General features: G+C 44.0%; 16 protein-coding genes and 1 tRNA gene. 9 read left to right on the top strand and 8 right to left on the bottom strand.

Features of this window, described 5'->3' with window-relative positions:
- Positions 1–5: 5 nt before the first annotated feature.
- Positions 6–179, top strand: coding sequence for a hypothetical protein (locus ACF8OV_RS22250; protein ID WP_005482667.1), 174 nt, complete (start codon positions 6–8; stop codon positions 177–179).
- 113 nt (positions 180–292) lie between these two features.
- On the opposite strand, the gene ACF8OV_RS22245 is transcribed toward ACF8OV_RS22250, so the two are convergent.
- Genes ACF8OV_RS22245 through ACF8OV_RS22235 form a run of 3 tightly spaced genes read right to left on the bottom strand, consistent with a single transcriptional unit; the run spans position 293 to position 4,865 of the window.
- Entirely contained in the window at positions 293–1,228 is a 936-nt protein-coding gene (locus ACF8OV_RS22245; protein ID WP_203504124.1) for a LysR family transcriptional regulator, read from the bottom strand.
- Between the two features lie 21 nt (positions 1,229–1,249).
- Complete coding sequence (locus ACF8OV_RS22240) at positions 1,250–3,619, bottom strand: arylsulfatase (RefSeq protein WP_017448084.1); 2,370 nt, start codon at positions 3,617–3,619, stop codon at positions 1,250–1,252.
- 7 nt (positions 3,620–3,626) lie between these two features.
- Entirely contained in the window at positions 3,627–4,865 is a 1,239-nt protein-coding gene (locus ACF8OV_RS22235) for an anaerobic sulfatase maturase (RefSeq protein ID WP_180804600.1), read from the bottom strand.
- 135 nt (positions 4,866–5,000) lie between these two features.
- Between ACF8OV_RS22235 and ACF8OV_RS22230 the strand changes: the two genes are divergently transcribed.
- Positions 5,001–5,954 carry a LysR family transcriptional regulator gene (locus ACF8OV_RS22230; RefSeq protein ID WP_021452586.1) on the top strand — a complete coding sequence of 318 codons (954 nt, stop codon included), beginning with the start codon at positions 5,001–5,003 and terminating at the stop codon, positions 5,952–5,954.
- Between the two features lie 24 nt (positions 5,955–5,978).
- Here the strand turns inward: ACF8OV_RS22230 and ACF8OV_RS22225 are convergent.
- Positions 5,979–6,069: transfer RNA gene (locus ACF8OV_RS22225), tRNA-Ser, on the bottom strand.
- A gap of 329 nt (positions 6,070–6,398) precedes the next feature.
- Between ACF8OV_RS22225 and ACF8OV_RS22220 the strand changes: the two genes are divergently transcribed.
- Positions 6,399–7,079 (top strand): MaoC family dehydratase, encoded by a 681-nt coding sequence (locus ACF8OV_RS22220; protein WP_203504122.1) that lies wholly within the window; start codon positions 6,399–6,401, stop codon positions 7,077–7,079.
- Between the two features lie 55 nt (positions 7,080–7,134).
- On the opposite strand, the gene ACF8OV_RS22215 is transcribed toward ACF8OV_RS22220, so the two are convergent.
- A complete protein-coding gene (locus tag ACF8OV_RS22215; protein WP_005462121.1) occupies positions 7,135–7,962 on the bottom strand; it encodes a phosphate ABC transporter substrate-binding protein in 828 nt (275 codons plus the stop codon).
- A 256-nt stretch (positions 7,963–8,218) separates the two neighbouring features.
- Between ACF8OV_RS22215 and ACF8OV_RS22210 the strand changes: the two genes are divergently transcribed.
- Positions 8,219–8,572: a DUF3024 domain-containing protein gene (locus ACF8OV_RS22210; RefSeq protein ID WP_203504119.1), complete on the top strand. Its 354-nt coding sequence runs from the start codon at positions 8,219–8,221 to the stop codon at positions 8,570–8,572.
- A 4-nt stretch (positions 8,573–8,576) separates the two neighbouring features.
- Here ACF8OV_RS22210 and ACF8OV_RS22205 read toward each other — a convergent pair whose 3' ends face one another.
- Positions 8,577–9,380 carry an AraC family transcriptional regulator gene (locus ACF8OV_RS22205; RefSeq protein WP_203504115.1) on the bottom strand — a complete coding sequence of 268 codons (804 nt, stop codon included), beginning with the start codon at positions 9,378–9,380 and terminating at the stop codon, positions 8,577–8,579.
- Between the two features lie 71 nt (positions 9,381–9,451).
- A complete protein-coding gene (gene rnb, locus ACF8OV_RS22200) occupies positions 9,452–11,458 on the bottom strand; it encodes an exoribonuclease II (protein WP_017448089.1) in 2,007 nt (668 codons plus the stop codon).
- 379 nt (positions 11,459–11,837) lie between these two features.
- On the opposite strand from rnb, the gene ACF8OV_RS22195 reads away from it, so the two are divergent.
- The gene (locus ACF8OV_RS22195; protein WP_005483383.1) at positions 11,838–13,769 is read left to right on the top strand and encodes a DEAD/DEAH box helicase; all 1,932 of its coding nucleotides are present in this window, start codon (positions 11,838–11,840) and stop codon (positions 13,767–13,769) included.
- 74 nt (positions 13,770–13,843) lie between these two features.
- Here ACF8OV_RS22195 and ACF8OV_RS22190 read toward each other — a convergent pair whose 3' ends face one another.
- Positions 13,844–15,382, bottom strand: coding sequence for a bifunctional diguanylate cyclase/phosphodiesterase (locus ACF8OV_RS22190; RefSeq protein ID WP_021821499.1), 1,539 nt, complete (start codon positions 15,380–15,382; stop codon positions 13,844–13,846).
- Between the two features lie 360 nt (positions 15,383–15,742).
- Here ACF8OV_RS22190 and ACF8OV_RS22185 point away from each other — a divergent pair, with 360 nt between their 5' ends.
- The 4 genes from ACF8OV_RS22185 to ACF8OV_RS22170 all read left to right on the top strand — a co-directional run bounded on the left by ACF8OV_RS22185 (position 15,743) and on the right by ACF8OV_RS22170 (position 20,269).
- Positions 15,743–16,936 (top strand): acetate/propionate family kinase, encoded by a 1,194-nt coding sequence (locus tag ACF8OV_RS22185; protein ID WP_203504112.1) that lies wholly within the window; start codon positions 15,743–15,745, stop codon positions 16,934–16,936.
- A gap of 278 nt (positions 16,937–17,214) precedes the next feature.
- Positions 17,215–18,528, top strand: coding sequence for a methyl-accepting chemotaxis protein (locus ACF8OV_RS22180; protein WP_203504110.1), 1,314 nt, complete (start codon positions 17,215–17,217; stop codon positions 18,526–18,528).
- 285 nt (positions 18,529–18,813) lie between these two features.
- Entirely contained in the window at positions 18,814–19,692 is an 879-nt protein-coding gene (locus tag ACF8OV_RS22175; RefSeq protein WP_203504108.1) for a DMT family transporter, read from the top strand.
- Positions 19,693–19,717: 25 nt separating this feature from the next.
- The gene (locus tag ACF8OV_RS22170) at positions 19,718–20,269 is read left to right on the top strand and encodes a DUF2301 domain-containing membrane protein (RefSeq protein WP_140332941.1); all 552 of its coding nucleotides are present in this window, start codon (positions 19,718–19,720) and stop codon (positions 20,267–20,269) included.
- Positions 20,270–20,272 lie beyond the last annotated feature (3 nt).

The raw sequence follows: 20,272 nt of genomic DNA, 5'->3' as shown, positions 1-20,272 counted from the left end.
CAAATATGGTTACGCAAAATACCAACTTTTCCCCGGAGCAACCAAAACATGAAAAAGACGAGCAACAGAATGTAGCAATAGTTGAATTCAATAGCAGTGTGCTCAGCAGGCAATCGACGGATTTTTTGACTCATGAAGAGTTAAAAATGTTGGAAGCCGTGATAGGTATCGCTTTTTAAGCTTTTCTCATCAATCGGTTGTATTAAAGCAATGAAAGTGAAAAGAAAGCCGTTGATGAACAACGGCTTTTTTGTCAATAAAACCTGTTGAAAAGTAGGGAGGAATCAATTGATTAAATGATACGTTGTTGATCTTCTAATACTTTAGATTTTATCAACGCTCGCATCGCTCCATGCCTTTTACAGTTCACTTTTCGTTGGTGGTATGCGATTTGATATTGAATAAAGCAAGCGCTAGAAGGGGAAGTAAAATGCTTAATATTAAAGGTTTTCCCCCATTTCTTTGCCAAAGATAGCGGAATGACGCCGATGCAGTCGTTTTGAGCGACGTGGGTGAGAATACCCAAATAGTTAGATGCGATAGAATCGATATTGTTTGATTTGACGATTAAGCCCAAATGTTTTTCAAACTCAGTATCAAAACTCCATTTACTGGCAAGTACGCAATGTTTTTCGTCGCTTAACATCTCGGTGGAGATGTGCTCGTCAATCCTTGGGTGACCGTTTCGGCATATAACAACACAAGGCTCTCGACAAACATCTTCCACTATAATTGACGCTTCTCTGCTTTCAATATCCCCCAGTAGTAAATCCGCTTCATTACTGTAAAGCAGAGAGAATAAATGGTTTTCGCTTAATGTTGACTCATGAAAAAAGACATTTTCAAGCTTGGATTGCTGAGCCGGATAGATATTTGAACAGTAAACATTGTAGGGAGCAGGTTGGTTGATCACGCTATCGATTACACTCAGCGCTTGTTGTAGTTGAGGCTGCCATTTCTGGGCCGTGCTGGTTAGCTCAATATTTCGCCCTCGTTTCGTAAATAACGTTGTGTTTGTTGTGCGCTCTAGTCGTTTAATGGAAGCACTTATCGCTGGCTGAGTTACACCTAATTTATCCGCCGCTTTCGTATAAGAAAGGCACTCGGTCACCACAATAAATGTATTGATTAAGTTTAGGTCAATGGCTTTGGACATCTTGAACTCGAGTAATGAATTGTTGGGGAAATCAACGGGAGTGAGAAGTGACTCCTGAGCCACTATTAACATAATGACTCAGGAGATTTATCGCTATTGAACGATAGAGGTTGTGACTTGTTCAATTTTTTGATTGAACTCGAATGGTGCTTGGTAGTCTTTACTCACCGCGCCACCTTCATCTTCACCAATACCCACGCCATCGTCGAGCGAGAACAAGCGGCTGTTTGTGTTAGGGATAAGTTTCTTCTCAACAAGCTTATCGTTCACGTAGAGATAAACGTTACCGCCTTTACCTCTGCCAGCGGCGTTACCTTTACCACCTTGGCCGTTCTCGTCGTAACGGAATGCCACTTTAATCTCGTTCTTGCCTTCTTTTAGTTTAGAACCAGAGACTTTAGTGTACTCGTAGGTTAACCAGTTATATTCGAAGGTTGGGACGCCGTTTTTCACATATAGCGTCCAACCACCGAAGTTACCGCCTTGCGCGATAATCACACCGTTAGTCTTTGACGCATTGTCTGTTGAAATGTCCGCAACAATATCAAACGATTTATTTTTGATATTTAAGAAGGAGTTTTCAGGGATGCCTCTCGCACCTTCATAAAGCGTTAGGCTCTTCTTACCAAACAGAGCATCAGGTCGGCCCGCAATTTCTGCGTTCACACGTTCCATTGTGCGATCATCGATAGGGTAGACATGGTTTTTCTCTGCTTCTTTATCGAATAGCTTCTTCAGCTCCTCAAGCTTTTGAGGGTTAGATTTTGCTAAGTCGTTGGCTAAAGAGAAATCTTTCGTTGTGTCGTACAATTCCCATTTATCATCTTGTAGGTCTCTAAACTTAGTTGACCCCTCAGTTAAAGCCCAGTGAGTAACACGCGCTAGCCACCCTTCGTGATAGATGGCACGGTTACCTCCCAGTTCGAAATATTGAGGTTTGTGTCGTGTTTGTGCTTTTGTTTCCTTAAATGTATTAGTGAAGCTCACGCCTGCCATCGGGATTTGCTCAACACCATCGACTTCTTTTGGAACTGGTAAATTGGCGGCTTCTAGTACTGTCGGAGCAATATCTACAACATGAGACCATTGATCGCGTAAAGGCTGGCCTTTGTTATCGATTCCCGCAGGCCAACTCACGACCATACCATTTCGAGTGCCACCAAAGTCTGAAGACATTCCCTTCGTCCAAGTAAATGGAGAGTCACCCGCTACGGCCCAGCCTGAAGCGTAGTGTGGGAAGCTATCTGGCCCGCCAAGCTTATCGATGTTTTCTAGCACGCGGTTAGGATCTTCCGTGATGAGGTTATAGAACGCCAGTGAGTTGAAGCTTCCGTTACGGTTGCCTTCTGCGCTCGCACCGTTATCGCCGACAATGTAGAAGATTAAGGTATTATCGAATTCACCATTTTTCTTGAGTGTGTCGATGACTCGACCGATCTCATGGTCAGTGTGTGCTAAGAAGCCTGCATAAACTTCCATTTGGCGTTCGAAGACACGTTTTTCATCAGATGAGAGAGAGTCCCAACGAGGCACAAAGTCTGGCATTGGTGGCAAAACCGTATCTTGTGGAATAATGCCTAACTTCTTCTGACGTTCAAACGACTCTTGTCTTAGTTTGTCCCAGCCCATTGAGAACTTGCCTTTGAACTTATCAATCCATTCTCTTGGGGCCTGATGAGGGGCGTGTGCGGCACCCGGAGCGTAGTAAGCGAAGAACGGTTGGTCAGCATTGTAGCTGTGCTGCAGGTTCAACCATTCAATAGTTTGGTCGGTCATATCTGCTGTGAAGTGATAGTTCTTTTTACGTGGCGTTTTAATGCGCGTATTACCGTCAATCAACACGGGTTGGAACTGGTCGGTTTCACCACCGAAGAAGCCGTAGAATTTGTCGAAACCCACTTCAGAAGGCCAAAGCGTTTGGTTACCTGCGGGTCCTGTCTCCCAAGCTGGAATTTCGTGGTTTTTACCAAACATTGCCGTGCTGTAACCGTTATATTTCAAAATTTTTGGTAGGGCAGCGATGTAGTTTGGTCGAACGCTTGTATTGCCAGGGAAAGCCGTCGATGTTTCGGCAATTGAACCCATATTATTTTGGTGATGATTGCGGCCAGTAAGCAAGGCAGTTCGAGTTGCAGAGCTTACGCCGGTTGTATGGAATTGGTTATAGATAAGACCTTGTTTAGCCAACGCATCAAGTGTCGGCATATCAACAGCGCCCCCAAAAAGGGATGACTGACTAAAACCGACGTCATCTAACAAGATAACAAGCACGTTAGGTGCATCTTTTGGTGCCGCGATTCGGCGAGTGGGCTCGGGGCGCTGAACATCTCGCACGTCGAGTTGAGTGTAAGTTTGGGGCTCAATGTCAGGAATTGGGAGCTTTGTTCTGTCTACCGTTCCTGCCGCAACCAAACACGGAGCGAGCGCTCCGGTGATGGTCACCGTTGTTTTCAAAATATCCATTTATTGATTACCTTTTATTAGAGGGTGTTAGGATTAAAGGGCCGTCTAATGCTTGCATGACATAGCTTGCTGGATAGCCATGAGCTAAGAGCGTCGTCATTGCTTGCAAATACTTTTGTACTGAGCTGAAAAAATAGAAATAACCATCACAAAGGACGTTTTCATGCTCACCAGTGTCGGAGAGATAGCGATGTTTTGGGCAGCCGCCGTTGCAGAGAGACAAGTACTGGCATTGTTTACATCGCATAGATAAGCGGGATTCTTTGTTGAACTGAAGTTCGTGATTCAGTGACATCTCGTGCAACGATGTTTCGAATACATTGCCGAGTTTCGACTCCGGGTAGGCGACATGGTCACAGAAATAAACGTCGCCATTTGCTTCAACGGCATAAGACGAGCCGCATTTTTTTGCATGAATACAGTTTGGAGAGGGGTTGCCAAGGTATTGTGTTAATGCCTGTTCGAAGTTCGAAATGAAGACTTTTCCAACATCTTGAGAAACCCAAAGATGAAATACGTCGGTGAGAAAACGTCCGTATTCTTTGGCATCAACAGACCAAGCGATAGGTTCGTATTTCTGAGGATCTGTATGGCGTTTGTCTGTCGAGAAAATCAGATTGCTACCAAAGTGTTGGCCACGAGCTTGCTCTGTTTCTAACGGAGAAGATTCGACAAGAGGTGAGAACTGAATATGTTTCACCTTATTCTTTCGGAAAAATGAATAGATAGCCTCAGCATGTTTGCAATACTCTTTGGTCACACATGCCAAAACGTTGTATTCAACGTTCATTTTTTGTAGAAGCTTTAATGCAGAAAAGCTTTCTTTAAAAGCACTTTTTCCTTGTTTGGTTCGGTATTTTTCTTGAAGCCACTCAGGACCATCTAAACTTAATCCAACCAAGAAGTTATTTTCTCGAAAGAATCTGCACCAATCACTGTTTAATTTAGATCCATTGGTTTGAATTGTGTTCTTTATTAATTTTCCGTTAGCGTATTGCTTTTGAAACTCAACAGCCTTTTCAAAAAAATCAATGCCTATCAATGTAGGTTCTCCACCGTGCCATGCGAACTCGACAATAGGCGTATCTTGGCTAGAAATATAATTTTTAATATAAGTCTCTAGCGTTTCTATATTCATTGATTTTTTAGATTTTAAGAGCAGGTCCTTCTCTAAATAAAAACAATATTGACAATCATAGTTGCATTTTGAGCCAACAACTTTCACTGTAGTATGTAAACCAGCCATAAGGGATTCTTCTACTCCAACCAAGATGGAACTAGTTTAATTAATATGTTCTTGTCCACAATTGATAATAGTGATACTTGATACTTATCAAAATTGATATTATGTTTTTAGGGAGCGTTGTGAGAGAGTTTAGACATGATATTTAACTATAACTTACTGAAACCGTTGGCGTTACTTTTGGAAACAAAAAGTATCACAGCAACAGCAAACCAAATGTCGACAAGTGCTTCTGCGGTGAGCCGAACTCTAAGAAGCTTAAGGGAAATATTTCAGGATGAATTACTTACCAGAAAAAACGGCAGGATGGAGCTAACGCCAAAAGCAATCTCCATACGTGCCAAACTCAATAATATTATTCATGATATTGATGAATTAACTGAGGATATGTCTTTTGATCCATCGACATCAGATATAAAAATCAATATAGCGATGAATAGTTACATCGCATATTGGCTAGCCCCAGAAATAATTCAATATTTTTCAGAGAACGCGCCGAATATAGAATTAACCATTGAAGATTGGAATGAGTTAACGCCAGATCGAATTAATAATCAGCTCGTTCATTTTGGAATTCATTATTTTCCATTAAATTTAAATAAAAACTTAGTCCAAAGAAAAGTCGGAAAAGATATGTCGGTTATGGTCTGTAGAAAAGATCATCCAATTAATAACGAGTCAATATCCTTGGAGACAATCGCGTCTTATCCTCTGGCTATCCACTTGCAAAAGCATTGGAATGAGCGGCAAGATAAACTCTCAAGATTGCTGTTGAGTCACGGTATCGATTTCAAAGTAAAACTTAAAACGACGCATATCAATGTCATTATTAATGCCGTTGAGACGACAGACTTATTGTTTCCTTGTTCAATCTACATAGCAGAACAGTTGGGTGAAAAATTTAGCTACATTACTTCGAGCGATGAGGTGTTTCTGCCGCTGCAAGAAAAAGAGTTTGGCTTTATATACGACAAGGCCTACAAAAATGATCCTATGATTGTGTGGTTACACAGTACCATTTCTAAGCTGATGAATGACTTTCTAGATGTGTATAACAAGAAGTTTGACAGTAGATACGAAAAAAGCCGTTGATTATCAACGGCTTTTTTCTAAAAGTGGCGGAGAGATAGGGATTTGAACCCTAGATACGCTATTAACGTATGCCGGTTTTCAAGACCGGTGCTTTCAACCACTCAGCCATCTCTCCGTTGCGGGACGTATAATAGGGAGTGGAGTAGTCGTTGTAAAGCACTGAATTACAATTGAAGTGCCGTTTGATGATTTTCTAGACGCCGATGCAATAGTGAGCAACACTGAAAGTGAGTGAAAACAACGCGAAACGCACCTAAATGTAGAGTTTTTACTTTATCCTAGCGCTAATCAATAAAATGGTGTTTTATTGTTATCTTTATGAAAAATAACAAATTATAGGCTTTGAGGATACATGTGTTCGCCCGAAAGTGTTTGCAACAGTTTGTGAACTAATTCAAAATTAACTGGTATAGCCAGTTGTGCTTAATTTTTCTAAGGGTGTTTATGAAGGTCACAAATCTATTTAAAGACAAAGTTGATGCGATTTCTGCTCATCAATCCGAGTTTATGAATTGGATGTCTCCAACGCTACGCGATTACTGGAGTGACTTTTTGGGCAAGGCACAAAACAGCTTTTTGTTTTCTAATGTGCGCGACCATAATCAGCCTGCAGTAAATGAAGAAGTGGCTCCTCAACCTGCGCCGATTGTTCTTCAGCCAGAAGCTCAAAAACTGTATGACGAGTTAAGCGGTAAGATCGGTGAAGTGATCCATACGGGTGATTGGGTTCATGTATCTCAAGAGCGTATCAATCAATTTGGTGCGGTAACAGAAGATATGCAATGGATTCATACTGACCCAGAGCGTGCATCTGTTGAATCACCTTTTAAAACAACTATTGCGCATGGTTTCCTGACGTTGGCTCTACTGCCTAAACTGACGGACTCAGTTGATGCGGATAAGCCAATATTTCCGACAGCGAAATTGGTTGTGAATCTAGGCTTGAACCAAGTACGTTTTCCTTACCCAGTTAAAGCTGGTAACAACGTGCGTGCAGTAAGTACACTGACTAAAGTAACGCCTATCAAAAAAGGTTTAGAGATCGAGCGTGAAATCAAAGTGGAAATTGAAGGTGTAAGACGCCCAGGTGCGGTAGTGGTATCTGTGATTCAATTGCACTTCTAAAAACATATTCGAATCAATAAAAAAGAGAGCATTTCAATGCTCTCTTTTTTTGTTTTTACTGGTTAAAGTTTTTAACCGGTATGTACCCGTAGTCAGCAATGGTTTTTTGTCCCGCTTCCGATTTTAGGAACGCGACAAAGTCTTTGCCGGCTTGATCTAGCGAGTCGACTTTGTAAAGCACCAAGAATGGTCGAGCCAGTTTGTATTTGTGATTTGCGATGTTCGCTGCTGTTGGTTCAATCCCGTTAAACTGAATCGCCTTCACAGAAAGGTCTACAGACCCCACCGAAATAAAACCAATCGCACGTGTGTTATGGTTCACAATGGTTTTAACCATGCTGTTGCTGTTTACAACTAAGTTGTTTGGGCTGATATCAGAAACCAGACGGTCGTTAATGATTTTGGTGAGACCCAACAAACTTTCAAAGCTGTAGCGCGAGCCAGAAGATGCTTCTCGCGTGACAACTGCTATCGGTTGATCCGCGCCGCCGACTTCTTTCCAGTTTTTGATTTCGCCTTTGTAGATGTCAAACAGTTGTTGTGCTGAAAGGTTAGTCACAGAGTTTGTACGGTTCACAACAACGGCAAGGCCATCGTAAGCAATTGGAAACACATTCAAGTCTTCGCCTTTTTCGCTTTCTGTCAGATAGCGAGAGCTCATACCAAGTTTCACGACACCTTTGTTCACCATGGTGATCCCCGCACTAGAACCAATGCCCTGTACAGCGATGTAATTATCTGGATGTGTCTTGTTGTATTCTTCGGCGAGTACGTCCATCACGCGAGCAACGGAAGTTGAACCTGAAATGTTGACTTCTTTCGCCATAGCAGAAGGAAGGGAGACAGCCATGGCTAGTAAAGTTGCCACAGTAAAACGTAACATATTTAAACTCCATATACGGTATAAAGCAGCGGTTATGATATTGCGTTCAGGTTACACTTTTGTGAATCAGAAAAGATTGTTCGAATGTGAAACAGCAGCGTGTTTATCGCGTTATTTGAGCAAAGTGGTGATGTGCGTAGTGTTTCCTCGGAGAGTGAGATGGTAATCTCTGAGAAGTCTGTAAACGGAATGTTGGTGAAGTCAGCCTTAAATGGCGCTTGGGTGTATACTAAAAACTACCTATCAGGAGAACGTCATGTCTGTTTCTCAAATGGCAACCAGCCGCTTATATAAACTGGTTCAGATTCTTTGTTCGGCGCGCAATGCTAATTTGCCAGTAGAGCAAGGAAAATGCCTTTATGAGCCAATTGAAAACGGCGTTGAACTTCACCATGCGCATTTCTTGCTAGATTCACAACATAGTGAATACACCTCGCCAATTGCAAAAATTCTATTTGATTCTCAGACTCAGCTTTGGCGCTTTTATGTTCCCGCCTTTCGCTCAGAAGACATTCGATGGATTCCTTACAAAAAGTTGCCGCATAGTCACACGCTTGAAGATCTCCTTGCCGAACTTGAAAGCGATCCTCAAGCGTGTTTTTGGGAGTAGGGGATTAACCTCTTACTACCTGATTACGAAAGTCTTTAGGGGTGATGTTGTAAATGGATTTAAACGCGGTACTAAAGTGAGCAGCGCTCTTAAATCCAGATTCAAATGCGATTTCTGTTATCGATTTTTGTGAAACGCGCAGTTGTGTTGCCGCGTAGTTAATACGTTTCACTTTTAATATCTGAGAAAAAGAAAGGTTTTCGGCTGCAAGGCGGCGTTTTAACGTCGCAATAGACATGCTCATGTGCGCCGCTAGGCCTTCTAACGTTATATCCTTCTCAATGTTCTTTTCGATGTACTTAATGGCCTTTTGAGAGGCTGTTAGGCTGCTTGCATCGTCAATGATCGAAAGAATGTCGGGCTGAACTTCCACCATAAGAGAAAGTAGCGCCATTGCGATGTGGCTCTGAGTGTAATCAGGAGCATTGCGACTGGCTAAGGCCAATAACGTATTCTTAAGCTGTGTGATTTCTGAATTGGATTCTGGCGAGAAAGGGTAGAAGCGTCGATGTTCTGCTTCTGAATGCAATCCAGGGTGTGCTTTCTTAAACTCGCAAAATAGGCTGATGTCAAAGACTAGCGCGACAGCTTTAAAGCCATTCTCGCCTGATATGGCTTCTGCACTTCTTAAGTCATAAGAGTTGTATAGGGTAAAGTCGCCAGCTTGTAGTTCAAATTGTTCGCCATTTGGCTGGTGGACGACTAATGCGCCTTCTTCTACGACATATAAGCCGTTATGGGTGGCGGTGTAACGTTCACTTTTGCGAGCAGTGAAGTGGTTAAAGCGAATGATCTCAATGTTCGGCATATTCGTTCTTATCGTTTTCCATGACAAATAAAAAAGGCGCCCATTCGAGCGCCTTTAAACTTCATTCGGTATTATTCTTCACTTACAGTTTGTTCTGTTTGTGCTGCTGGTTGATCAGCAAATACCTGTGTTGGCTTTGCAACTAAACTACGGTTTTCTTGGTTAACGTCCGCAAGAACGATTTCCAATGTGTCACCCAGCTTGTACACCACCTCTTTATCGATAGAGATTGTGCCGTTGTCGCCATTGCACTCAATTCGTTCTTTATTATCAAGAATCAGGGCACCAGGAATAAAGGCTGCTGCACCATTTTCGAGAAGTCGAACACGTGCACCAGCACGATTAATATCGAAAATCTCACCTGTGAAACAAGTTTGCTTGCTTGGTTCATCCGCAAGAGTACGTGCGTATAGCCAATCGGACACGTTACGCTCTGCAATTTTGTGGTGCTTACGGTGCAGTGCCAGTTCTTCACCCACTTGATCGTCAGGTTTTTGTACTGGTTCTTTATCTAGAATCACCGCTTTTAGCATACGGTGGTTGATCATATCGCCATATTTACGAATTGGGGATGTCCAAGTCGCATAAATGTCTAGACCCATCGCGTAATGAGGAAGAGGTTGGTTACCCACTTCACTGTATGCTTGGAACTTACGAATGCGGTTGTCTAGGTAAGATGTCTCTTGAACCGCTAACCAACGACGCAGAGCAGCGAAGCCTTCAAGCGTTGCAATCGATTCTGCTGTGAATTCTAGCGTACCCTCAGGGTTAACGAGTTGCACAACTTCTTCGATTTTCTCTGGTTTCAAACCTGCGTGAGTGTTGAATACGCCAGTTTCGAATTTTTCACGCAGTGTACGGCCTGCACAAATGTTCGCCGTAATCATCGATTCTTCAACAAGACGGTTTGCACTGCGGCGCATGTCAGCGTGAATAGCGATAACGTCATTGTCTTCACTTAGCTCAAAACGGTAGTCAGGGCGGTCAGGGAATACGACTGCGTTTTTCTCACGCCATTCTGCGCGAGCTAGAGAAAACTCGTATAGATCGCGTACGATCGTTGCGATTTCTTCTGAAGGTTGCCATGCATCAGAGTTGCCGTTTTCTAGCCAATCAGAAACGTGATCGTATGCTAGGCGCGCGTGTGACTTGATGTTTGCAGCGAAGAATTTGATATCGTCACCAATCACACCGTCTTTGCTCACTGTTACGGTGCAGCAGATTGCTGGACGGATTTCGCCTTCAATTAGAGAACATAGGTTGTCCGCTAGATCGCGAGGTAACATCGGGATGTTACGGCCTGGTAGATAAATGGTGTAACCACGCTCACGCGCGACTTTATCCATTTCGTCTTCAGGTGTGATGTACGCAGTTGGGTCAGCAATCGCGATAGTTAACTCAAAATCACCAGATTCTGTTTTCTTCGCGTACAACGCGTCATCCATATCTTTAGTTGATTCACCATCGATTGTGACGAAAGGAACATGAGTCATGTCGATGCGCTCTAGATCGGCGTCATCTTTTAATTCCCAGTTCTCAATGCCAGCAGGTTCTGAGTTTGGTAGATCGTTTTGCGCTAGCGTTACCCACCACGGTGCGATTTTGTCATCAGCGTCAGTGATTTTCTCTGAAATTTCAACGAAGAACGTGTTGTCGCCTTTTAGCGGGTGACGAACAAGATGTGCTACAACCCAATCACCTTCTGCGAAGTTGTCAGGCTTTAAACCTTTCTTCAGTTTCGCTTTTAGAGACAATTTCTTTAGTTGAGGATGGTCAGGCACGACATTTAGCTTGCCTTTGAACATCTTTACTCGACCGATAAAGCGAGTAAGAGATTGTTCGATCAGCTCTTGTGGTTCTGCGACTTCACGTTCATTTTCAGTACGGATGATGGCCACGACTTTGTCGCCGTGAATGCACTTTTTCATGTACGCTGGTGGGATGAAGAAGCTGGTCTTGCTGTCCACTTCCAGGAAACCAAAGCCTTTATCTGTTGCTTTGATTGAACCTTCTTTTTTAGGCAGGTTTTCTTGGATTTGCTGCTTAAGCTGGGCTAATAGCGGGTTATCTTGAAACATCTTTTCTTAACTTACCAATGGAGTTGGCCACACTATAATCATTGCGGGCTATTATTACTACCTAAAGCACACAAATTCACTGTGAATTATTGAGGAATTAAACAGCTCAACGGTGCTTTTCTCTTCGGAGAAACGGGCGGTAGGTGGATTTTTATGCGGATATTACCATTAGTGAGAATAAATTGTGATGTAATTCAATTTTTTCTAGCTTTTTTTATGCATTTAAGGAATAATCCGCCTCCCTTAGTCGTCCCTAATGGCTTATCGCGGTTGTGTACTGTGCTAACTCCTGTCTGAATGGATTTAGTAACTGGATGAATCAGTATCGAATTGGAAGAGCATATGGGACTGTTTTTTTGTTTAATTAAGTAGGATCCCAATGCAAGATTCTGTTATTCAATTCAGCGATTTATCTCTGAATGATTCTATCCTTTCTGCTCTAGACGGAATGGGTTTCGTGTCACCAACTCCAATTCAGGCTGCGGCAATCCCACACCTATTGGAAGGTGCTGACGCGCTGGGTAAAGCACAGACGGGTACAGGTAAAACGGCAGCATTCTCTCTGCCTCTTCTAAACAAGCTAGATCTTGATCAACGTAAACCACAAGCAATCGTTCTTGCTCCAACTCGTGAGCTAGCGATCCAGGTTGCGGCTGAAATGAAAAACCTTGGTAAAAACATCAAGGGTCTTAAAGTTCTAGAAATCTACGGTGGTGCATCTATCGTAGATCAAATGCGTGCTCTTAAAAACGGTGCACACGTTGTTGTTGGTACTCCTGGCCGTGTTCAAGACCTTATCAACCGTGAACGTCTACATCTTGACGAAGTGAATACTTTCGTACTTGATGAAGCGGACGAAATGCTAAACATGGGTTTCGTGGACGACGTAACTGCAATCATGGAGCACGCTCCTGAATCAGCACAACGCGTTCTATTTTCTGCAACTATGCCACCAATGCTGAAAAACATTGTTGAGCGCTTCCTACGTGATCCTGTAACTGTTGACGTTGCTGGTAAAAACCACACTGTAGACAAAGTTCAACAGCAGTTCTGGGTAGTGAAAGGTGTAGAGAAAGATGAAGCTATGTCTCGTCTTCTTGAAACTGAAGAAACTGACGCGTCAATCGTATTCGTACGTACTCGTCAAGACACCGAGCGTCTAGCTGACTGGCTATCTGCACGTGGCTTCAAAGCTGCTGCACTGCACGGTGACATTCCTCAGTCTCTACGTGAGCGTACTGTTGACCACATCAAACAAGGTGTTATCGACATCCTAGTGGCAACTGACGTTGTTGCACGTGGTCTTGATGTTCCACGTATCACACACGTATTTAACTACGACATCCCATTCGATGTTGAGTCTTACATCCACCGTATCGGTCGTACTGGCCGTGCAGGACGTAAAGGTAAAGCGATCCTTCTAGTTCGCACTAACCAAATCCGCATGCTTCGCACTATCGAGCGCGTGACTAAGTCATCTATGGAAGAAATCCAACTTCCTCTACGTGACCAAGTTGCAGAAGCTCGTCTAAACAAGCTAGCGGCTGAACTGGAAGCTGAGAAAGAGCACAAAGCACTAGACAAGTTCGCAGAGCTAGTAGAGAAACTACAAACTTCTCTAGAAATCGATCCTGCGATGCTTGCTGCAATGCTTCTTAAGCGTCAACAAGGTAAACGTCCTCTTTTCTACATTGGCGAAGACCCAATGGTTGAAGCGATTGAGCGTGACAAGCAGCGTCGTAAAGAACGCCGTGAAGGCGGTCGTGAAGGCGGTCGTAGCTTCAACAACCAAGACTGGGATACTTACCAGCTTCAAGTTGGTCGCGAGCAAGGCGTTCAAGTTAAAGATATCGTTGGCGCTCTAGCAAACGAGCTAGGCCTAGGTAAAGGTTCTATCGGTGCGATCAAGCTAGCGCAAGGTCACACATTCGTTCAGCTACCAAAAGCAATGACTTCTGAAGCTGCGAGCAAACTAAGCAAACTGCGTATCCGTCAACAAGATGTTGGTGCTGTAGTATGTGACTTCGACGATTTCCGCGAGTCTCGTGGTGGTCGCCGTGACGGTGGTCGTCGCGATGGCGGTCGTCGTGAAGGTGGTTTCCGTGGTAACCGCGAAGGTGGCAACCGTGGTGGTGAGCGTCGTGAAGGCGGTCGTCGTGAAGGTGGCTTCCGTGGTAACCGTGACGGCAACCGCGAAGGTAACCGTGAAGGTGGCGAACGTCGTTTCGATCGTAACCGTGGTGGTGATCACCGTGGTAACTACCGTGGCGAACGTGGTCACGGCCGTGGCCGTCGCACTCAAGACGCATAATCAGCGCAGTACTACACAGTTATATAAATTGTTGTAGAGATTGATTTGAAAGCCGAGCATTAAGCTCGGCTTTTTTATGCGCGTCGGGTATGACTTTGTTTGTCGTCGTGCTCGTTAACCCAATTAATCACTTCATTCAGCGGTAGAGCAGGGCAAAATAGGTATCCTTGAATGATGTCGCAGCCTCTGCTTCTTAAAAAATACAGCGTGTCCATGTCCTGAACACCTTCTGCAACCACTGAGTAACCTAAACCATGTGCTAGAGCTATCGTGTTCTCTACGATGGAACGAGAGCCTTCTGTACGGTTTGCTGTGCACAAAAACGAACGGTCGATTTTAATTTGATCCACAGGTAGATCCCGCAATAAAGAAAGTGACGAGTACCCCGTACCGAAGTCATCCAAACTGATTTTAATACCCAACCCTTTAATTTGGTGAATGAGTGGGTTGAGTTCTACCACTCTATCTATTGCCATGGTTTCCGTGATTTCCAAACTGATCAGATCGGCAAATTGCGGATTGTTTTCAAGTAGTTTCTCAAGACGATGGAAAAGAAGGTTCGAAGAGAGGTCTTTGGCTGAAAGGTTCACGTGTACAGGCAACTTAATGCCTTTTTCGATAAAGGTTTTGAGATCTTTTTCTACCTGGCCCAATACCCACATGGTGATGTTGTGGACTTGGTTGCTGCGCTCCGCGATAGGGATGAAGTCGTTGGGTGAGATAGTTTTCCCGTTCTCATCGTGCCAACGGATCACTGCCTCGAATCCGACAGCTAAATTGGTGTTCGCATCAATCAAGGGTTGGTAGTACAACTGAAACTCTTCTTTCTCTAACGCGCATTGAATGCGAGAGGAAATTTCAAGTTGGTACTTGGCACCCACGTTCATATCATCATGATAAAATGCGAATAAATTGCCGTTACGTTTGGCGTGATACATGGCAATGTCGGCATGTTTAATCAAAAGATCATTTGAGATCGCGTCGTAAGGATAGGTGCTTATCCCAAATACGACACGTGAAGATACTTGGAACTCATCTAGGTGAAAGCGTGCAGAGAGGGCGCAATCTAGGCTTTCGATAAGTTCTGTGCCCGTTTTCTCACAGGCGGAAGAGGTGAGAATGACAAATTCATCGCCCCCCACACGGAAGATCTTGTCGCTCCCTTTGAGCTTGTCTTGCAATCGTTGACCAATCTGAATCAGTAACTGGTCTCCACAGAAGTGTCCCATCGCATCGTTCACTTGTTTAAAGTTCACTACGTCAAACAGAATGACAGAGAAAGGGTCGCCAGATTGTATTCTGTCATCAATCAGTTCGAAGCAATACTTGCGATTGGGAAGTCCTGTCAGGGAGTCATGAACCGCATTTCGTTTTTCTCGCTCCGCGACGCTGTGTAGCTCTAAGATGGAATCGTTGCTCCACTTGATGACTAAAACAACAAAAATACTGCCACCGAATAAGAGCAAAGAAACACCAGTTTCAAGCAGTGATGCCACTGGTTTTTTCATGATTGCGTGCAAGAAAGCAGCATAAGCAAAAATGAAGCAACTTATTAACATCAACAGCCATGTCCACCCGGGTACCTCTGTTTTCGAGCAAATATTTTTTGTCATCTGCCATCCCCAGCAGAGCAAAATCAAACCTAAGATCACTAATAAAAAGGCTATTGTGGGCACGCTATTACCCCGAATTATTGATGAGATTGTTATTTTTATACATCCAATAAACAACGTAGCTCATAGGTTTGAATTTGTACAAATTGACCAATTCATAAATTAGCTTTAACAAATCATATTTTTTAGACTTCAAATAAAATCAAAACTTGCTATAGATCAACAAAATTTGTTCAATCAAATCGCTTTCACTAAAAGATTGTTGAAAGATTAAAAAATTATTGAATAATAGGGGAGCAAACAAGAAGTACGCAGCGCGGAAGCGCAATTACAACCTCTGCTCCACAACAGGATAACTACATGTCTAATTCGTTTGTACTGGTGATCAACTCTGGTAGCTCTTCACTAAAATTTGCAGTCATCGATTCCGTATCGGGTGACGCGGTGCTAAGTGGTCTGGGCGAATGCTTTGGTCTATCAGACGCTCGTATGAGCTGGAAATTCAACGGTGAAAAAAAGGAAATCTCCATCGAAGGTGACGATAGCCATCACAAAATCGCTATCGGCAAACTAGTAGGTTTAACCGAAGAGTTAGGTCTAGCTCAAGACATTGTTGCTGTGGGCCATCGTATTGTTCACGGCGGTGAGAAATTCACTAAAACCGTTCGTATTACTGAAGAAGTTACACAAGAAATTGAGAAGCTTGCAGACCTTGCTCCACTTCACAACCCAGCTGGTGCTATCGGCATCCGTGCTGCTGTTGAAGCGTTTCCAAGTCTTCCACAGTTTGCAGTATTCGATACAGCGTTCCACCAAACAATGCCTCAACGTGCGTTCACTGGTGCAATCGCTAAAGAACTTTACACAGATTTCGGCATTCGTCGCTACGGGTTCCACGGCACAAGTCATTACTTTGTAAGTCGCGAAGCTGCGAAGATGATCAACAAGCCGATTGAAGAATCGAGCTTCATCTCTGTTCACTTAGGTAACGGTGCTTCTGTTTGTGCAATCAACAATGGTGAATCTGTAGATACGTCTATGGGCTTCACTCCGCTGTCTGGTCTAATGATGGGTACACGTTGTGGTGACCTTGACCCAGGCATCATTGAGTACCTTCTGAAGAAAGGTTGGTCTCAAGAGAAAGTGTTCAACTCACTGAACAAAGCTTCTGGCTTCTTAGGTGTTTCTGGCCTAACAAGCGACGCACGCGGTATTTTGGAAGCAATGGAAGAAGGCCACGAAGGCGCTGCCCTTGCATTCCAAGTATTCACATATCGTGTGTCTAAATACATCGCTTCTTACCTTGCTGCGCTTGATTCATTCGACGGCATCATCTTCACTGGCGGTATTGGCGAGAACTCTATGCCAATTCGTCGTGAAATTCTGAAAAACCTAAAACTGCTAGGTTTTGTTGAAGATGTGAAAGGTAACGAAGACGCTCGATTTGGTAACACAGGTGTGATTGCTACATCTGAGTTGCTAGGTGCGAAAGCACTGGTTATTCCTACCAACGAAGAGTGGGTAATCGCTCAACAGTCGGTGGAACTGCTGTAAAACGGCAAAAATTTTGGGAACTAAGTCAAAGCTCTTTCCGTAAGGAAAGAGCTTTTTTTGATCTATCACTTCACTTTCCTCATATAAGCGTCTTGCCCGAATCTGATTGCGATTTTGTCGTTCACATTGATTAACAAATGTCCTCTAGTGATATTAATGTAATTAATTGTGAGCCAAGTCTAAATTCCAGTATACTGCTACCTGAGTAATATCGAGCTGTATAGATATAAATAATAAACCTTTGATTAATCAATAGATTGGTCGAGTAAGGGAAAGTAATGTTTTTTAATAAGTCGCTTCAACAAGAAAACCAACGATTAAAACAAGAGCTCTACAGCTTACAACAGATCCAGCAAAGCCTAGACGAAGAAATGTTAAGGCTGACGTTGGATGCGAAAGGCAACGTCACATCGGCAAACCAAAAGTTTTTGCAGCAACTTTCACTGTCAGATAAGGACATCTTGGCGAAGCATATTTCTGACCTTGTACCATCAAACGTTAGAAATACTGACCACTTTTACCGCATGAAACAGTCGGTTCAAGCAAAAGCATTCTGGAATGGCGCGTTTCAAATCACCAAGGGGGATGGTGAAGAGGCGTGGTTAAGAGTGGTTATTCAGCCTGTGCGAAACACAAGTGACCAGGTTGAGAGCTTTTTTGTGTTTGCCTCTGAACTGACTCGAACGATCACGACATCGCGCGAGTACGAAGACATGCTGAATGCTCTGAGCCGCTCGATGGCAGTCATTGAATTTACGTTAGACGGTACAGTGCTTAAAGCAAATGATAACTTCCTCAGCACGATGGGTTACAAGCATGAACAAATCGTGGGTAAGCATCACCGAATTTTCTGTTTGCCTGAAGAGGCAAACTCTTCGGCGTATCACGATTTTTGGAAAAGGCTGGCAAGTGGGCAGTTTGTTACCGACCGATTCAAACGCGTAGACCAATATGGCTCAGTCGTGTGGCTGGAAGCTTCTTACAACCCGATCCATAACGACAGAGGCGAGCTGTACAAAGTGGTCAAGTTTGCGACCAACATTACTCAGCAAGTGCTTCAAGAGCAATCCATGGCGCAAGCGGCGCAGTTGGCAAATGAAGTATCTCAGGAAACGGGCACTCAAACCGTCCAAGGCCGTCAAGTAATCGGTTCTACCCTTGAGAAAATGCAGACCCTTTCAGAGCAAATGCAGCAAGCCAACGCCGCCATTGAAGATTTGAAAGCACACTCATCGAAAATTAGTGAACTGGTGAATAGCATTAGCGGAATTGCTGACCAAACGAACTTGTTGGCACTCAACGCGGCAATAGAAGCTGCTCGCGCCGGCGATCATGGACGCGGTTTCGCGGTAGTTGCCGATGAAGTACGCCAGCTTGCCATGCGCACGAATACCACGACAGATGAGATTGTCTCGATGGTGAAGGAAAATCTAGAGCGCACCAATAATGCTGTTGCACTGATTTCTCAGTGTCAAAAAGAGGCGCTTGATACTCTAGAGCTCTCTGAAAAGGCGGGCAATGTTATGAACGATATCCAAGACGGAGCAAGCCGAGTGGTTGAAGCTGTCGCACAGTTCAACCGCACCTTGTAATTAATCGCTTCAAAAACTCCCGCTTCAAAGAGCCCATTCTTGGTTCTAGTTTTCCTTCCTCGCTTCGCGAATACCGTTTATAGCGAGGAAGGCAACACGCTGTTATTTCTCGATGAAATCTCACCTGCAATGTATAATGCCGACGTTTCGCAAACGTTAACATCTTCCATTCTTACTACACACCTCGTCAGCATTTGCGATACGAATATAAATAACTTTCGTAGATTAAAATCGAATTAAATATCCCCACTGATGACGATTCATCAGGCCTTTTTGTGAGTAATTATGTTTAACTCAGAACGCAAAGCGACCGTGATTCTGGTGGCCACTACGATGATAGCGGCACTGGGCTGGATTTTTTCCAAAGAAACGATACAAGGGCTGCCTCCCTTTGGTTTTATTGGCTTGCGATTTACCATCGCCTCTCTCTGTTTACTGCCATTGTGTTACCGACCACTAAAAGCGGCACGGTTAAAAGACGTGTTGGCAGCCAGTGGTGTAGGTTTACTGCTTGGCGGCGCTGTGATGACGTGGATTTACGCCATTTCAATCAGCGATACGCTAGGCGAGGGCGCATTTATTATGAGCCTCTCGATGCTGTTCGTGCCAATCGTGGCTTGGGTAATGTTTCAACAACGCCCTCAGCGCATCTTTTGGATCTCATTACCTATTGCGGTGATTGGTTTAGCGTGCCTTTCATTGGCTGGAGGTTGGAAGCAGTCTGCGAGTCAACTCTGGTTTCTTGGAGCGGCGCTTATCTTGGCGCTACACTTTAATGTAAACAGCAAATATTCGCAGAAGTTGCCCGTATTACTACTGACTTGTGTGCAGCTGTTTTCAGCAGGCTGTCTAGGTCTGTTGGTGTCGTTCTTGATGGAATCACGACCAGAGCAGGTGGATTCATCCATTTGGTGGTGGTTTGCGCTCAGTACGTTGCTCGCGACGAGTTTGCGTTACGTTATGCAGACGATGGGGCAAAAGTTTGTCCAAGCAGGGAATGCGGCACTGATTATGATCTTAGAGCCGGTTTGGACGGTTGTTCTCAGCATTCTTTGGTATGGCGAAGTTCTGACGGCCAATAAATTTGTTGGTTGTCTGCTGATTCTCTTTTCTTTGGTGATTTACCGCACTGGCGGCAGATTCCGCTTCCCCAAGCGAGCGTAAATACACGCTCTAAAGATGAACGACGATGGCAAATACTGAACATCAAGAAACATTAGATTTTTTAGATAAGCTGAGCGTTTGCTTGTATCGCGCTGGCATCAGTGTGTTTGCCATCGCTCTGTTGGGGTTGGCTGCGTTGGAAAGTCAATGGCTCGACGGGATGGATGGTAGGTATAGAGCAGTATTTGCGGTATTCGCCATTGCTGGTGCAATGTCTGCGAGTAATATTCACGTTTACAGTAAGTCAGTTCGCACTATCATCAGTTGGTCTGGTTGGATAGGGGTGATCTTGATGGTCTGCGACCCAGAGTTAAATCGAGAGTGGCTCGCATTAGGCTTTATCTTTATCACCTTTTCTGGGATCGCGTTGAAAGAGTCGTTCTGTTTCAAAGTTCTTGGTTTGAAATTGGTACCTACGCTGTTGGTTGTGACGACATTTGCGTTGTGGTTCGAACAGTCAACCATTGTTGCAATCTCTGCGCTTCTTGCGGGTTTGATCATGTCCTACTTATCTATAGCAAAATGGCGAATGCCACTGCACTTTGATATCGGCATCAAAGCGAATTATGAAGTCTAACGG

Source organism: Vibrio sp. GLN_1 (assembly GCF_043106015.1).
GTDB classification, from domain to species: Bacteria; Pseudomonadota; Gammaproteobacteria; order Enterobacterales; family Vibrionaceae; genus Vibrio; species Vibrio parahaemolyticus.
This window is presented reverse-complemented; position numbering and strand designations above follow the sequence as displayed.

Excerpts from the sequence above, each read along its gene's own strand:
- ACF8OV_RS22250 (WP_005482667.1), top strand. The coding sequence starts at position 6 with ATGGTTACGCAAAATACCAACTTTTCCCCGGAGCAACCAAAACATGAA.
- ACF8OV_RS22245 (WP_203504124.1), bottom strand. The coding sequence starts at position 1,228 with ATGTTAATAGTGGCTCAGGAGTCACTTCTCACTCCCGTTGATTTCCCC.
- ACF8OV_RS22240 (WP_017448084.1), bottom strand. The coding sequence starts at position 3,619 with ATGGATATTTTGAAAACAACGGTGACCATCACCGGAGCGCTCGCTCCG.
- ACF8OV_RS22235 (WP_180804600.1), bottom strand. The coding sequence starts at position 4,865 with ATGGCTGGTTTACATACTACAGTGAAAGTTGTTGGCTCAAAATGCAAC.
- ACF8OV_RS22230 (WP_021452586.1), top strand. The coding sequence starts at position 5,001 with ATGATATTTAACTATAACTTACTGAAACCGTTGGCGTTACTTTTGGAA.
- ACF8OV_RS22220 (WP_203504122.1), top strand. The coding sequence starts at position 6,399 with ATGAAGGTCACAAATCTATTTAAAGACAAAGTTGATGCGATTTCTGCT.
- ACF8OV_RS22215 (WP_005462121.1), bottom strand. The coding sequence starts at position 7,962 with ATGTTACGTTTTACTGTGGCAACTTTACTAGCCATGGCTGTCTCCCTT.
- ACF8OV_RS22210 (WP_203504119.1), top strand. The coding sequence starts at position 8,219 with ATGTCTGTTTCTCAAATGGCAACCAGCCGCTTATATAAACTGGTTCAG.
- ACF8OV_RS22205 (WP_203504115.1), bottom strand. The coding sequence starts at position 9,380 with ATGCCGAACATTGAGATCATTCGCTTTAACCACTTCACTGCTCGCAAA.
- rnb (WP_017448089.1), bottom strand. The coding sequence starts at position 11,458 with ATGTTTCAAGATAACCCGCTATTAGCCCAGCTTAAGCAGCAAATCCAA.
- ACF8OV_RS22195 (WP_005483383.1), top strand. The coding sequence starts at position 11,838 with ATGCAAGATTCTGTTATTCAATTCAGCGATTTATCTCTGAATGATTCT.
- ACF8OV_RS22190 (WP_021821499.1), bottom strand. The coding sequence starts at position 15,382 with ATGACAAAAAATATTTGCTCGAAAACAGAGGTACCCGGGTGGACATGG.
- ACF8OV_RS22185 (WP_203504112.1), top strand. The coding sequence starts at position 15,743 with ATGTCTAATTCGTTTGTACTGGTGATCAACTCTGGTAGCTCTTCACTA.
- ACF8OV_RS22180 (WP_203504110.1), top strand. The coding sequence starts at position 17,215 with ATGTTTTTTAATAAGTCGCTTCAACAAGAAAACCAACGATTAAAACAA.
- ACF8OV_RS22175 (WP_203504108.1), top strand. The coding sequence starts at position 18,814 with ATGTTTAACTCAGAACGCAAAGCGACCGTGATTCTGGTGGCCACTACG.
- ACF8OV_RS22170 (WP_140332941.1), top strand. The coding sequence starts at position 19,718 with ATGGCAAATACTGAACATCAAGAAACATTAGATTTTTTAGATAAGCTG.